This is a genomic window from Paraglaciecola marina, from assembly GCF_004360155.1.
Taxonomy (GTDB): Bacteria; Pseudomonadota; Gammaproteobacteria; order Enterobacterales; family Alteromonadaceae; genus Paraglaciecola; species Paraglaciecola marina.
Genome location: NZ_SAIS01000001.1, coordinates 155,631 through 170,850, shown reverse-complemented (window position 1 = coordinate 170,850; position 15,220 = coordinate 155,631). Strand labels below are relative to the sequence as shown.

Sequence of the window (15,220 nt, the reverse complement as noted above, 5' to 3'; positions counted from 1 at the left end):
AGTCTCATTTATCAATCTAATACTACTCATCCTGTTCCCAAGCCACTACTCAATGTAGTCATATCGGCTGTACTGTGTTCAAAATCTAGAACTTGCGACATACCTTGCTGTAAAAAGGCATTAATTGCAGGCTCAGCATTTATGGATAAGTCAATTCGAGGATCTGTTCCCTTTGAATAAGCGCCTATACTGATTAAATCTCGGTTTCTTTGATAAGTGGCATAAACTTGACGGATACGCCTTGCTCTTAATACATGATCCTCGGACACAACCATAGGCATAACCCGGCTAATTGAAGCTTCTATATCAATGGCGGGATAGTGTCCTGAGTCAGCTAAGTCTCGCGACAACACTATATGCCCATCTAAAATAGCCCGCGCTGCGTCCGCTATGGGGTCTTGTAAATCATCTCCTTCAGTTAGTACTGTATAAAACGCAGTAATAGAGCCTTGTGTTTCTGAGCCATTGCCCGCTCTTTCCACTAATGCAGGTAACTTGGCAAACACAGAAGGTGGATATCCTTTGGTGGCTGGCGGCTCACCCACAGCTAAGGCGATTTCTCTTTGTGCCATGGCGTAACGGGTCAATGAATCAATTAACAATAAAACATTTAGGCCTTTGTCCCGAAAATATTCGGCAATAGTAATAGCAGTTTCACATCCTTTGAGTCTCATTAATGGTGATGTATCCGCAGGAGCCGCCACGACTACAGATTTTTTTCGTTCTTCTTCACCCAATATATCTTGAATAAATTCTTTTACTTCTCGGCCCCTTTCCCCAACTAGGCCAACCACAACAACATCAGCTGTGGTTCCTCGGGTCATCATGCCCATCAATACACTTTTACCTACACCACTGCCAGCAAACAAGCCCATACGTTGCCCAGAGCCAACTGTAATAACAGAATTAATGGCTCTCACCCCAACATCCAATGGTTGTGTGATGGGTTTTCGTAATAATGGATTCATTGGTGGTTTAGTTAAGGGGACTCGTGTTTCAGCATTAATTGGCCCAAGTCCATCAAGTGGTTGGCCGTTACCATCCACCACTCGGCCTAATAACTCCATTCCCACAGCTAAACCTTGCTCTCTATTGAGAGGCAAGACTCTAGAACCAGGAACTATGCCTTTCACAGCTTCAGTGGGCATTAGATAAGTGATATTTTCCGCAAAGCCAACCACTTCAGCTTCTATTTCGCCTTCTATGGTTTGAATTAAACATTGACTGCCGACAGGCATTTGACACCCCACGGCCTCAAGAGTTAGCCCAATACCTCTTACCAACTTGCCACTGGCAACTATAGGCGCATGGGGAATTTGGTGTTTTAACTTTTTGATACGCTCTAACATAGAGGCTTTACTCGTCACTAGCATTAGCCAAGTGACTTAAGCCCTGCTCAAGTAAAAACTTATCTATAACATCTCGCACTCGTCGTTCAACCGATATATCGACCGCATTAGCATCCGTTACAATTTCACACCCACCAGCAGATAATTCAGGAGCGGCAACCAAATCCCATCGATGTTTAGTGATTTCTTCTTCTGAAAAGTGGTTATTTACCCGCTCAATATCATCTGGGTGCAAACGAATCTGATAATGTTTCTCTTGAATAGGTAATACTTTTAGGCCTTCACTTAAGGCTTGAAATATAAGGTCATGATTAGTCTTCACTTCACTACGTATTACCCCTCTAGCTAAACTCACTGCTAACAGGACTAGCTCTTGTTCGAGTTGTTTTTCTACTTTAGTAACAGGGTTTTGAAGACTTTCAATTAAGCTCTCCCATAATGCAAGATTCTGCTGAGTTTGCTCTTCACCGCTAGCTAAGCCTTCTTGAGTTCCTTGCTCTAACCCTTTTGCATAACCTTCTTTTTGACCGTTTTCCAAACCTTGTTGAAAGCCCTCGTCTTCACCTTTTTTCTGCCCTTCAGCAAACCCTTCAGCGTGAGCTGCAGCTCTAATCGCTTCAATCTCTTCAGCTGTGGGAGGTAGAATTTCAATTTCTGGCTCTGGAGGTTCGTATTTCCAATTAGACTTTCGGTTTAAGGCGTTAGTTTTATCTAAATCAACCTTTGAAGTTTTCTGTTCTACATAGGGTAGATCCCATGTTTTAAACTCTTCTTCCAACTCTTCATCAGTCATAAAACTACCTTTTCAAACTCGTCAGATACTTATAAGAATTCATCACCACCACCACCGCCTAACATGATTTCACCAGAATCAGCTAAGCGCCTAGCGACAGATAGAATTTCTTTTTGTGCAGTTTCGACCTCACTAATACGTACTGGGCCCATGGCTTCTAAATCATCGATTAACATTTCAGCTGCACGTTTGGACATGTTCTTAGTGATTTTATTTTTAAGTTCGTCTTCAGCACCTTTAATGGCTTTAAGTAATGCTTCTTGTTGTACTTCACGGAGTATGGCTTGAATAGCTCTATCGTCGACTTCGGCAAGATTATCAAATACGAACATAAGATCTTGAATTTGCTGACTCATTTCTTCATCTTGCTCACGAATAGCGTCCATTAACTGACCTTCGATATTGGTATCTAGATAGTTCATAATATCGGCTGCAGATTTAAGCCCACCCATTTTCGCAGCTTGAGTTCCAGCTTGACCGGCAAACTGTTTCTCCATAATTTCATTCAATTCTTGTAATGCAGCAGGTTGAACTTCTTCTAGGTTAGCCACCCTCATCATTAGGTCTAGCCGTACTTTTTCAGGGAACTGACTCAAAATTTCCGCTGATTGCTCAGCATCTAAATAAGACATAACTATAGTTTGTATTTGCGGATGCTCGTTGCGAATAATACTGGCAACTTGCTTCGAGTCCATCCATTTCAACGAATCTAGACCTTTAGCACCTGATCCCATTAATATTTGGTCGATTAAGTTAGCGGCCTTATCTTCACCTAATGCCGAAGTTAGTGCTCGCTTAACAAAATCAGTACTTTGGAATCCAATGGTACTGTAGTTTTGGATTTCTTCGATAAAACTTTTATGCACGGCCGTGATTTTAGGTTGGGTCATATCCTCAATCGAGGCCATAGCCTGCCCTAGTTTTTGGACTTCTTTTGGCTCAAGGTGCTTAAGAATTTGTGCCGCATCTTCTTCTGACAGGCTCAGTAATAATATGGCAGCTTTATCGACACCCTCTAATTTCCCGACGTCATATCCGGTGTCTTCTACATTATCTTCATCCACAACCTAGTCCTCAATACTCTTTTTGTTAAATCCTAGATTAATCATCAAGCATCATCCAGTTTTTAACAACTTGTGAAGATAACTCTGGCTCATTTGCAACCAAGGCTCTTACTGCTTTTAATACATCTTCATCTTTATGTAAATCAGGTAGCATAAAGGTGCCATCTGCAGCAAAGCCTACCTGAGATTCATCAAACTCTTCCGCCAAGAGGTTAATACTTTCGTCACCTAAATCTAATCCTTCATCAGCGTCTAAGTCATTACTCTTTAACTCTTCTGGGTGAATGAGTTTACTGACCATAGGCCTAACTACAAACAAAATCAGTAAGGCAATAATAAAGATGCCCCCACCTAACTTAAGCATAGGGATAAAAACAGGGTCTTCCCAAAACGGTAAGTCAATGGCTTCATAGTCTGCATCACGACTAAATGGAATACTAACAACTTCTAGAGAGTCTCCTCGAGTCACATCAAAGCCGATTCCACCTTGTAACAAACGACGAATATCTAATAGCTCAGCTTGTGGTCTGGGGGCACTGCTCTCGGTGCCATCTGCCGCAGTATTGGTTATGTAATCTAAGGCTACCGAAACACTCAAACGACGTATCACCCCAACCTGCTGCTTTGTGTGGCTAACTGTGGTGTCTAACTCGTAATTACGGGTTTCTTCTCTGTGGTTTCTGCCTGGTGTTGTTTGTTGCGTTGAACTGCCATTAGCTCGTTCAGGAATATTCGCGTCCAAAGGAGGTTGATTTGTTAACGCGCCAGGTATGCCCGCAATAACCCCTCCAATGCTATTATCTTCAACTGTCATTTCACTTCTAATGGCAGGCAAATCAGGATTGTAACTACGTTGAGTATGCTCTACTGAAGTAAAATCCATGGTGACATCAGCTTGCGCTGTATAGTTACCTATCCCTAAGACAGGAATAAGAATTGAATCAATTTTTTCTAGATACTCTGACTCACGCTTTTTCTCCAACTCATACTCTTTACGAGAGCGTGCCGAGTCTGCGTCTTGGGACCCTGAGTTTAACAGGCGTCCATTACTATTACTTACAGTCACCCGTTCTGGTTCTAACCCCTGCACAGAAGATGCAACAATATCAATTATAGAGTTGACTTCACCAGAGGTGATCATAGCCCCACGTTTGCTAGTCACCACGACTGTTGCACTGGCTTTTTTCTCACGGCGAGCAAACACATTTTCTTTAGGTAAAGCGAGTAAAACTTTTGCTCGTGCGATGGAATTTATTTCTTCAATGGTGCTACCAATTTGTTTCTCTCTGGCATGTTTTAAACGCTCTTTTTCAACACGTTGGCTCACACCAAACCCCATGTCTTGCATAATAATATCGCTGCCAGCTGACTCTCCTTGTGAAATTCCTTGTCTAGTCATGCCAATTTTTATACTTTGATACTGCTCACTACTAACGTATATAACGTTGCCCTCTAGGCGATAATCGATTTGAGCTTGATCTAAATAATCTAACGTTTCAATTAACTCTTGGGTCTCCATTTTGGCTAATGGACGATAGTCTGGTTCTTGCGCCCAAAGAAAAATAAACACAGCAATAGCTACACATATCACTAATGCCACAATCAAAGTTATTTGGCGCATCATATCGGCATTGCCAACTGAATCCATAAACCCTGATTTTTGTTCCGCACCTGAGTCACTTGGGTACAAGTCTGTACTCATATCACTCATTGCTAATTCTGTACCCGCAGCTTCAGCCAAAACCTAACTCCTAAACTGGCATATTCATAATTTGCTTGTAGGCATCAAGTACTTTATTTCTTACTTGAATAGTAGCCTCAAACGCAATCCCAGCTTTTTCTTTAGCGACCATTACATCGGCTAAACTAAGATTTTTATCGCCCATTTCAAACGCCATCGCCTTATCTTTGGACTCTAACTGCATATCGTTTACTGTACCGACAGCTTGACTCAGCAGTTCAGCAAAATTTTGCGACGAAGGGTTAGTAGCAATCCCGCCAGATTCACCCAGCCCCATTTTCGTCTGCTCGGCCATGCCTTGCAGTTCTTGATAGATTGACTGTGCTTTAATGTCCATGACCTTGCTCCCACTACCTATTGACGTTTTCTAATTTTGAAACACTGTACATGTATCAATAGCAAGCCGGATGCCAAATAGAAACAAAACAAATTAAAATAAATTACCTATAAAATACAATGAGTTACAGTCAAAAATCATAAATAAAAACAGTGTCATATTCTTGACATTCAGAACTATCTAATAGGCATAAAAAAGCCACCGGTTCAGGTGGCTAAAAAACAATCTAATTATAGAGCAAAAACTGAGCTTTTATGCCGGTAGGTCAATGCCCACTTCTCGCATTTTTGCAAGCTTATAACGTAAAGTTCTTGGACTTATCCCAAGACGTTCCGCTACATCTTTACGGCGACCTTTGCAGCTTTGCAAGGTATCCAAAATAATCTGGTGCTCTTGTTGTCGCAACTCTGAACCAAGCTTACTGTTATCATCTTCAACAGGTTCAATATCAAGTGCTCTAGCACCAACAGCCAAGTCTTGTTCAATCATTAAATCAATCGCATCAATCTGAGTGCCATCGGATAAAATTAATGCACGCTGGATCACGTTTTCCAGCTCACGAACATTGCCAGGCCAATTGTGTTGCAACAATTTGCTGCGACCAGCGGCTGTTAATTTAGGTATAGCATTACCCAACTTTTGACAATGGCGCTCAATTAAATGCTCTGCTAAGGGCACAATATCCCCAGCACGTTTATCAAGGGGTAACCAAGTTAATGGGAACACATTAAGGCGGTAATATAGATCCTCTCTGAATTCACCAGCATCAACTGTTTGTTTTAGATTACGATTACTAGTAGCAATCACCCTAACATCCAGAGAAATCGTTTTACGACTCCCCAATCTCTCAACTTCTTTTTCTTGTAATACCCGCAATAGTTTAGCCTGTAAGCTAAGATCCATCTCACTGATTTCATCCAATAAGATAGTGCCACCTTGGGCTTGCTCAAATTTACCTGGGCAAGCTTGTAACGCCCCAGTAAACGCTCCTTTCTCGTAACCGAATAAAGTAGCTTCAAGCATATTTTCAGGTATAGCAGCACAATTTATTGCTACAAATGTCTTTGCACTGCGATTAGATTGGTCGTGAATGTATCGCGCTAGGACTTCTTTACCAGAGCCACTTGGACCAAGCACCATAACTGTGGCTTCTGATACCGCAACTTTTTTAGCCAATGCTAATAATTGCAGACTACTTGGATCATCAACTACTGGTGTTCTTGATTCAACCTTATGGGCAGGAGCATAACGGCCTACTAAGTTAAGTAAGACTTCAGGTGCAAAAGGCTTTGACAGATAATCTGTTGCCCCATCTCGCATTGCTTGTACCGCATCATTTATAGTGGCAAATGCCGTCATTAATAAAATGGGAAGATTCGGGTGTTTGTTTTTTATATTCTTCAACAAAGACAAACCACTCATACCAGACATTTGGATATCACTGACAACTAAGTCTACAGACTGTTCAGATAGTGTGATTAAAGCTCGTTCACCACTTTCTGCTTCAATGACTTGATACCCACCAAGTAATAAAGTGTCGACTAGCGCTTCACGTAAGCCAGCATCATCCTCAACAATTAATACTTTTGCTTGACTCATTTATAAACTCCCCGCCGCATCGGCATAGTGTGGTTGCGACTGATTGTATTTCGCGGATTGAATCGTGGTTTCTGTTAAACTATTGGAATTGTATATGGGTAGCCTAAGGGTGAAACAGGCTCCACCATCAGCTAAGTTGCTAACACTAATTTTGCCTTGGTGGGACTGTGCAACACTTTTTACTACCGCTAAACCCAAGCCTGTTCCGTTACTCTTAGTTGTATAGAAGGGCTCAAAAATACGATTGATATTTTCATCTTTGATACCTGGGCCATTATCCTTAACACTAACGCTGACCCAATTAGGCTGGTCGCTATCTTGGACCACAGATAAGTTTATCACTGCGTTTTCAGGTTTAATTGTGAGCGCATTGTGAATTAAGTTTTGCAGCGCACCTAACAAAGCCGTTTTATTTCCCAAAATTGTCAAATCAGATTCTGGTTGCTGTAGGATTAATTTTGCTTGCTGTCTCTGTAACATAGCATCAGCGCCTTGTTGTAGCTCTGACATTAAATCATTAATAGAAATATTACTCACAACCTGCCCATCACCACTTTTTGCAAACAACAACATATCATTCACTTGGCTTTCTAAGTCTCTCAGTCGGGATTGCAATTTTTCACTGAACTTGTCTCTCGAGCTTTTATTCAAGGTGTTATTTGACAAGTTGGCAGCGTATAACATGGCTGCAGATAAAGGCGTGCGTATTTGATGGGCTAGCGAGGCCACCATTTTTCCTAAGGAAGATAACTTTTGAAGATGTCCAATCCTCTGTTGTAACTGACGGGTTTCTGTTAAGTCAGTTAATACAATCAGTTGTCCCGGCTCTTTTCCTAAAGGTGTGATAGATAACTTAACTTTACGCCCATCAAACAAAGAAACTTCGTGCCCATCATCTGCTTGGGGCTTAAATGAACGCAGAATAATGGCGCGCCAAGACTGACCTTCAAGTGGCTCTCCTAATAATGATTTGGCAAGCTGATTAGACTGTTTCACTACACCTTTACCATCAATTACCACTACACCAGCAGGCATAACCTGTAATAAATGTTCTAAACGGTTGGCCTGCAAGCGTAATGCATCGAGCTCCATCGACTCCTCTGCAGCTACAAGGGGCTCATTAGGTAATAAATCCGCTCTTGAAACAGCGTCTTTAAGTATATTGTTTGGCAAGCTATTGTTAGACCCCATAAATTCCCCACGTCAAAACTTAGACAGAATGATTACGAGTATTACAAAGCACATGTCATGCCAAAAGAAATAGTCTTTTAAAACATAAGGTTAGATAGGTAAATGGTTAAAAATGATGTCAAAGAAATGGCGGCCTATGGGATAAATAAGCCGGTATAGCTAGTTATGCTTTATTAATATTGTATTTGCGCATTTTTTCTACCAAGGTTGTACGGCGCATCCCCAAAGCTTCAGCTGCACGAGCAACAACCCAATCTTGTTGTTCTAGCGCTTGAGAAATCAAACTAACTTCTAGCTCCGAAATGTATTCTTTTAAATTTAGCCCATCAACTGGCAACTCTTTAGACGAAGCATCGTTGATAGTTTCACTTTCATCATCGTCATCATTACTTCTAAATAGCGCATTAATAGCTTCTCGCTCAAGCAACTCTTCTGGGTATTCAGGCTCGTAGGGATCAATATCTAAATGTTTGTATTTAAATGGTAGATCAGCTAAATCAATGAGTTGCTCAGGATATAAAATCATCAAGCGCTCCACTAAATTTGACAGCTCTCGAACATTTCCAGGCCATTTATGTTCCATCAATGACTTCAAGGCGTTTTCTGTAAATTTAATCTGAGCATTGTCTTCTTGTAAGCGACACACTAGCTCTTGTAGTAATAGCGGGATATCTTCTTTACGCTCTCTTAAAGCAGGGCTATCAATTGGAAACACATTTAAGCGATAATATAAGTCTTCCCTAAAGCTGCCATCTTCGATCATGGCTTCCAAATTTCGATGGGTGGCTGCAATTACACGCACATCACACTTAATAGGCTTAGTTCCACCTACCCTTTCGTAAGTCCTCTCTTGTAACACCCTTAATAATTTCACTTGCATTTGCAAAGGCATATCACCAATTTCATCTAAAAATAAGGTCCCGCCTTCCGCCATTTCAAAACGACCTTTACGTGTACCAATAGCCCCAGTAAACGCCCCTTTTTCATGTCCAAATAATTCACTTTCAAGCAACTCACCAGGAATAGCACCACAATTTACCGGAATAAAAATCCCTTCTTTACGGTTAGACATAAAGTGTACGTTACGGGCTATCACCTCTTTGCCGGTACCTGATTCCCCTAAGATAAGCACATTGGCTTCTTTAGGCGCAACTTGTTCGATGAGATGTCTCACGTTCCGTATATGATCGCTTTTTCCGACCAAGCTACGAAAAAGTCTGGGTTTTTGGTGAGGATTTGGTTTTCTCGAGGGTTGACGACGTCGATACTCTTGGCATCTATGTAACATCTGAGTTAATGCTGGATATGTAATTGGCTCACTGATAACCCCAACAATATTTGATTTGGGTTTAAAGTTATCGTAATTACCTAATAGGATGAATGGAATACTAGGGAACTTTTCACCTATATCACTTACTAATTCAGTGCTTGCGCCATCGACCAGCACAGATTCGATATCTGGATTTATTTTTAAAGTTTCAATGGCTGAAGAAAATAAAACACTAGAGCAGCATTCACCAAGAAAGGTAAGAATAGTTGTAAGATTATTGGCTTGTTCTTCATCAGAACAAATAATCAAAATATTGCTCATGCACCCTCAATTCTGCTTGTATTTATTTAACTTTATCAAATGATTCTAAACATTCGAGAGGGGATAGCAACTGAATTTCAAGCAATTTTAATAAAATGCTTTTTTATTGAGCAATCCTAAGGTTTAAGTAACAAACCTCAAAAAAAAGAGTAGCTTAGCTACTCTTTTTTATAGTTAAGTTGGTAAACATACTAACCATTCAACAACGACAGCACTTGCCCTTGCTGTTGATTTGCGATCTCTTGTACTGCAATACCTGCTTGACTCAATATACCAGCAGCTGCATTTTCAGATGTTGCTTGAGCAAAATCAGTATCTTGAATACGACTTCTTGCTGCAGCGACATTTACGTTTGTTTGAGTAAGGTTACGAGCTGCGCTTTCAAATTGACTTTGGGTTGCCCCTAAATCAGCTCGAGCACTACCTACAAACTCAGTGGCAGCATCAGCTGCGGCCAGAGCATCTTCAACACCATCTGCTGAACTTAAGTCCACATTTAGAATATCATTTAAACCAGAAAGAACATCTTGGGTACCAACACCAATTTTTTGATCTGCATTAGAGCCCACTTGAAAATCGATAGAACCATCGTTAGACAGTAAAGACTTACCTGCAAACTCTGTTTGCTCTATGGTTTGGGAAATGTTTTCTTGCAGTTGTGACACTTCAGATTGGATGGCCTGTCTATCAGCATCAGTTAATAAGCCATTACCAGATTGCACTGATAGTTCTCTTATGCGGTTAACGTCTTCATTAATTCCTGCTAAACCACCTTCGGCAACCTGAGTTAACGAGACGCCATCATAGGCATTAGAGATAGCTTGTCTACCGCCTTCTACTTCAGACGTTAGGCGGTCAATAATTTGTTGAGCTGCAGCACCATCTGCAGCACTATTGATTCGTTTTCCTGAAGATAATTTCTCAAGAATAGACTCTTGCTTGTTCTGTACTTTTTGCAATAACGAAGAATTTGACTCGGTATTAAAATTAATCATGGTGTTACCCTCACTTGCCTTCTGTAGATATTAGCAGATAGACGCTCAAAAAGTAATCTAGAATACCAATGTAAATCAATACCTTTATATAATATTTCGTTGCGGTAACTAGAGCATAAATGGAATAATTAAACTTCTTGCTTGGTCTTAAAATTAGAGTTCACAAAATAAATGCTTAAAAATATTCGCTTACATATCGAAAAAGATGAACAAAAACAGGCACAGTTAGAAAACGAACTCGCCAATCATATTCTAAAAACACAACAAGCCAATGTTAACGCTTTCCAAAGAAACGTCCCCTCACTGCTAAATTATATAGAATCTACCGATTTAGCTAATTTCTCACTGTTTATTAATCAATATGGCGAACATAACATTGTTGATTATGGACAAGGCCGCACCATATATGGGTTTCACCCAGAAGACGAAGTGTTGCAACAGCTAGCGAAAAAGCAACAACATTCTCCACAAGTACGGCTCAGCAGTGATACGGGATTTATAACAAATAATAACGATGAAGAAACGGTAAACAGCATTGAAACGCTACCAAGTGTAATGTTACAAGAATCACAAAACCCGTTACCCACAGACATAGAGTGTTTAGTGGTTTTAGGCTGTGGACTAGGACTACATTTAGAACCTTTACTTGAACAACACAATATTAAGAATATCGTAATATACGAACCAGAACTCCAATTTTTCAAATGCTCTGTACTGGATATATCCTGGAGTAGTATTTTTTCTGTGATACAAAAAAAAGGCACTTCGATATTTCTACAACTTGGTAAAGACGGTAGAGACTTAATAAAAGATATTGGAGAGTTAGTCGAACACTGTGATATATCCAGCTTTCATTTATATAAACATTATAACCATCAGGTATTTGACTCTCTTGAGCATGATGTGATGACTCGCAGTTGGAAGGACATCCAAGACAGTGGTTTTTCAATCAAAACCAAAAATAACTATTTAGATTATGTGAGCAGTTGGACACCCAACATAGAGCTAAAAACACATACTTTACTTCAGGATGATAACGAAAAACTCTTAAAGAACCTCGACGCCCTAAAGAAATATTTTCCAGCTATTTATGATGAGTTCAAAGATTATACGCCCAAAAAGTGGCTTCCTATTGAGAACGACAATGGCGAAGTAAATTTATTACATATTAAAAATTTACACTCTTGGTATGGTGATTCACCTAAAAACGAATGCGTACTCAACTTTGAAAACTTCGATGAACAGCCCAACAAAGATGGATTAGTACTAGGTTATAAAGGGACAAAATTAGCTCATTACATCCACTATCAATTTGTAAAAGAAACAGAAGAGCTACTACAGCAAGCTGATGAAGAAGTGGGCGCGTTGCCTGATAAAGTTGCATCAATCATCATGTTTGGATTAGGGGCTGGGTATCAACTTGAAAAGTTACTTAACGAGCACATAGTTGAAAAACTATTTATCTGTGAACCCAACCCTGATTTTTTCTATGCTTCACTTTTTGCCATTGACTGGTTGGAAATTTTTGAAACCGTCGAAAAATCTGAATCACGTATTTATCTTAATATTGGTGATGATGGCACTAACCTTTTTAGAGATTTATTAAACCAGTTCTACTCCATTGGCCCTTATATTTTAAACAGCACCTATTTCTACCAAAGTTACTACAATGCCTCACTAAACTCGGCTATTAGCCAGCTCAGAGAACAATTGCAAGTAGTAATTTCAATGGGAGAATATTTCGACCATGCTTATTATGGTATTGCCCATACAAAAGAAGGAATGCAGCGTAATATTCCTATATTAACGGCCGACCCTGCTAGCAAGTTAAGTTATGACAATAAAGAAGTACCTATATTCATAGTGGGTAACGGCCCTTCTTTAGACTCTTCTATTGACGCCATCAAAGAATGGCAAGGACAAAGTATAATTATTAGCTGTGGTACTGCGTTACAAGCCTTACACCGCCATAACATTACTCCAGATTTTCACGCAGAAATAGAGCAAAACCGCAGCACCTTTGATTGGGCAGTGTTAGTAGGTGATTTAGATTATTTAAAAGAGATTACCTTAATATCCTGCAATGGGGTTCACCCGGACACATGCGAATTATACAAAGACGTGATGGTTGCATTTAAAGAAGGTGAGTCTTCAACTGTGTCAGCATTAACTGTTTTAGGCCGAGAGAACTATGAGGTACTGCAAAACGCCTTCCCTACGGTTAGTAACTTTGTGTGTGACCTATTTAGTTGCATGGGGTTTACCAGCATTTATTTAATTGGGGTAGACCTAGGCTTTGTTAGTGTAAAACACCATCATTCTAAATCGTCAGGTTACTACCAAGAAGACGGCGAAGAAACCTATGACTACTCGGCTAAAAATAATACGTCTATTGTGGTACCAGGTAATTTTCGCCCTACTGTAAATACCAAACACGAATTTAAAGTATCAAGGCAAGTGATAGAGCAAGTCACAGCTAAAAAGCCGAAGGGCCAATCTTTCTATAACTGTAGTGATGGCGCAAAAATTCAAGGGACATTGCCTATTAGGCCTGACGATTTGTTAATTGTTGCAACACTTGAACAAAAACAACAAACATTAGATGTACTTAAGACAAAAGTATTTTCTTCAAACGGATTAGAAAACTATTCAGAAAAATTCGAAAGGCAATTTTCACAAGAATTATTGCTACAAGAAATCAGTGCATTTGAAACCTTATTAGAAAAAGAAATCACCTGTACTGAAGATGTGCAATTTATCATTGATAGACAAAAAGAAATGTTATTCACGTCATATAAAACAGGTAAATCTCTATTGTTTTACTACTTATATGGCACGGTTAATTATGCAAATGCCGCGTTAACCAAACTATTATCCAATATCAATGCTTCTGAATGTGATGAAGGTAATAACCTGTTCAGTAACAATGTTAGTTGTATTAGTTTTTGGGCTAATTCAATAAGTACTATTAGAAATAAGGTATCCACTAGAGTAGATGAGCTAGATATATCCTCATACTTCATGACCAATAGAGAATTAAAGTTCCTACAACAAAATTTTAAAAATGAAACATTTCTAATAGTTACAGAGTCGGAAGAGTTCGAAAAAATCGCAAATTATGTTTTTCGAAAATCTTTCCCCTGGTTTAACAATGTATCAGTTTGTACCTTTGAGCAAAGCCAAAAACTCAATGAAACTCCGGACTATTGTCTTTATGATATCCACCAAGACGAGTATTCCCTAATAAAAGGCAAGGTTAGTACAGTCGTCATTACAAATGACCTCATTAATAATAAATGCACTTCCAAGGAAGGCATAACTCAATTTTTAGTTCCTGAAATAGGTGAAGCTGAAGCCTTTACAGGTCTTACATGGATTATAGGGCACGCAATTAGAGCGAGTGTTAGTTTCAAAGCACCTAAAATCATAATTCCTAAATATTATTCAGTTACCTCTAATCCCTTTATACATAAATTAGAACCGTCACATTCAAAGTATTTCATTTGTGATTATGGTAATTATGTATGCTGTTATCAGCATGAGAATGAACTTAAAAACTTTTCGCTGTCCGGTTCGAGGGGAGAAATCGAATACAAAAAACTAGATAAACAAGACTTTCTTCATCCTCTAATATCCCATGAAAAACTGCAAGGCATGCGACAAAAAATATCCAAAAAGCACTCTGTAATATTAGATATGCGGTTTTAGGCTTGTGATGAGTTCATATACCCTTTCAAAAATTATCCCATCAGAATGTTTATTAGGTGAGTCACCTATTTGGCATTCAGATAGACAAAGCTGGATCTGGACCGATATTCTAGGGAATTGTGTTTACGAACTCCCGTTTGGAAAATCATTTCCCCCTAAAAAGCTTCCCCTTACACAAATGGTTACTAATATTTCTGTTCTGATTGACGATAAAGTATTAGTAACTTCAGAAAGCTCTATCGCCGTTTTATCTTTAAACACGGGGGAATTTGAAAATAAGATTACAATTCCCCACGCTGTGAATATGCGGTGTAATGATGGAGTAATAGGTCCTGATGGTGCACTTTGGTTCGGCACAATGAAAAAAGACCCTGATGAAAATTCAGGTCAGATCCTAAGATATGATTTAGGAAAAGAGTTGTCTGTAGTAGGAAATAACATTGGCATTCCAAACACATTTGTTTGGTTGTCCAACAATGAAATTTTGATCAGCGACTCATATTCCAGAACAATTTATATAGTGAAGAAAGAAGGCCAAACACTAAATTGGGAAAATAAGCGCGTTTGGGCACAATATAGCGCTCCTGGGACACCCGATGGTGGCATATTAGATAAAAGGAAAAATTTGCTTATTGCGGTGTGGGGACAAAGCTGTGTACAAATACGGAATGAATCATCGGTAATGAGTGAAATAAAATGTCCAATGCCACATGTTACTGCATGTACTATAGGTGGACCGGAATCTAACTACTTATTTGTCACAAGCGCTAGGCATGGCCTGACAAATGAAGAGTTAAAGTTAGCACCTGATTCCGGCAACTGTTTAATATTTAAATTAGGTTAACAAAATAC

General features: G+C 39.5%; 11 protein-coding genes. 2 read left to right on the top strand and 9 right to left on the bottom strand.

Going from position 1 to position 15,220, the window contains the following annotated elements; translation table 11 throughout:
- Positions 1-26: 26 nt before the first annotated feature.
- The 9 genes from fliI to EOK74_RS06785 all read right to left on the bottom strand — a co-directional run bounded on the left by fliI (position 27) and on the right by EOK74_RS06785 (position 10,660).
- Positions 27-1,349: a flagellar protein export ATPase FliI gene (gene fliI, locus EOK74_RS06825; protein ID WP_133469709.1), complete on the bottom strand. Its 1,323-nt coding sequence runs from the start codon at positions 1,347-1,349 to the stop codon at positions 27-29.
- Between the two features lie 7 nt (positions 1,350-1,356).
- Positions 1,357-2,142: a flagellar assembly protein FliH gene (gene fliH, locus EOK74_RS06820; RefSeq protein WP_133469243.1), complete on the bottom strand. Its 786-nt coding sequence runs from the start codon at positions 2,140-2,142 to the stop codon at positions 1,357-1,359.
- 29 nt (positions 2,143-2,171) lie between these two features.
- Positions 2,172-3,206, bottom strand: coding sequence for a flagellar motor switch protein FliG (gene fliG, locus EOK74_RS06815; RefSeq protein WP_133469242.1), 1,035 nt, complete (start codon positions 3,204-3,206; stop codon positions 2,172-2,174).
- A 37-nt stretch (positions 3,207-3,243) separates the two neighbouring features.
- Positions 3,244-4,947, bottom strand: coding sequence for a flagellar basal-body MS-ring/collar protein FliF (fliF, locus tag EOK74_RS06810; RefSeq protein ID WP_133469241.1), 1,704 nt, complete (start codon positions 4,945-4,947; stop codon positions 3,244-3,246).
- A gap of 10 nt (positions 4,948-4,957) precedes the next feature.
- Complete coding sequence (gene fliE / locus EOK74_RS06805) at positions 4,958-5,284, bottom strand: flagellar hook-basal body complex protein FliE (RefSeq protein ID WP_133469240.1); 327 nt, start codon at positions 5,282-5,284, stop codon at positions 4,958-4,960.
- A gap of 252 nt (positions 5,285-5,536) precedes the next feature.
- Positions 5,537-6,883 (bottom strand): sigma-54-dependent transcriptional regulator, encoded by a 1,347-nt coding sequence (locus EOK74_RS06800; RefSeq protein ID WP_133469239.1) that lies wholly within the window; start codon positions 6,881-6,883, stop codon positions 5,537-5,539.
- Positions 6,884-8,074, bottom strand: coding sequence for a sensor histidine kinase (locus tag EOK74_RS06795; protein WP_133469238.1), 1,191 nt, complete (start codon positions 8,072-8,074; stop codon positions 6,884-6,886).
- A gap of 163 nt (positions 8,075-8,237) precedes the next feature.
- Positions 8,238-9,665: a sigma-54 dependent transcriptional regulator gene (locus EOK74_RS06790; RefSeq protein ID WP_133469237.1), complete on the bottom strand. Its 1,428-nt coding sequence runs from the start codon at positions 9,663-9,665 to the stop codon at positions 8,238-8,240.
- A 191-nt stretch (positions 9,666-9,856) separates the two neighbouring features.
- Entirely contained in the window at positions 9,857-10,660 is an 804-nt protein-coding gene (locus EOK74_RS06785; protein ID WP_133469236.1) for a flagellin N-terminal helical domain-containing protein, read from the bottom strand.
- A 171-nt stretch (positions 10,661-10,831) separates the two neighbouring features.
- Here EOK74_RS06785 and EOK74_RS06780 point away from each other — a divergent pair, with 171 nt between their 5' ends.
- Positions 10,832-14,368, top strand: coding sequence for a 6-hydroxymethylpterin diphosphokinase MptE-like protein (locus EOK74_RS06780; protein ID WP_133469235.1), 3,537 nt, complete (start codon positions 10,832-10,834; stop codon positions 14,366-14,368).
- Positions 14,369-14,375: 7 nt separating this feature from the next.
- Positions 14,376-15,212, top strand: coding sequence for an SMP-30/gluconolactonase/LRE family protein (locus tag EOK74_RS06775; RefSeq protein WP_133469234.1), 837 nt, complete (start codon positions 14,376-14,378; stop codon positions 15,210-15,212).
- The last annotated feature ends 8 nt before the right edge of the window (positions 15,213-15,220 follow it).

Excerpts from the sequence above, each read along its gene's own strand:
- EOK74_RS06790 (WP_133469237.1), bottom strand. The coding sequence starts at position 9,665 with ATGAGCAATATTTTGATTATTTGTTCTGATGAAGAACAAGCCAATAAT.
- EOK74_RS06785 (WP_133469236.1), bottom strand. The coding sequence starts at position 10,660 with ATGATTAATTTTAATACCGAGTCAAATTCTTCGTTATTGCAAAAAGTA.
- fliI (WP_133469709.1), bottom strand. The coding sequence starts at position 1,349 with ATGTTAGAGCGTATCAAAAAGTTAAAACACCAAATTCCCCATGCGCCT.
- fliH (WP_133469243.1), bottom strand. The coding sequence starts at position 2,142 with ATGACTGATGAAGAGTTGGAAGAAGAGTTTAAAACATGGGATCTACCC.
- EOK74_RS06800 (WP_133469239.1), bottom strand. The coding sequence starts at position 6,883 with ATGAGTCAAGCAAAAGTATTAATTGTTGAGGATGATGCTGGCTTACGT.
- EOK74_RS06795 (WP_133469238.1), bottom strand. The coding sequence starts at position 8,074 with ATGGGGTCTAACAATAGCTTGCCAAACAATATACTTAAAGACGCTGTT.
- EOK74_RS06775 (WP_133469234.1), top strand. The coding sequence starts at position 14,376 with ATGAGTTCATATACCCTTTCAAAAATTATCCCATCAGAATGTTTATTA.
- fliE (WP_133469240.1), bottom strand. The coding sequence starts at position 5,284 with ATGGACATTAAAGCACAGTCAATCTATCAAGAACTGCAAGGCATGGCC.
- EOK74_RS06780 (WP_133469235.1), top strand. The coding sequence starts at position 10,832 with ATGCTTAAAAATATTCGCTTACATATCGAAAAAGATGAACAAAAACAG.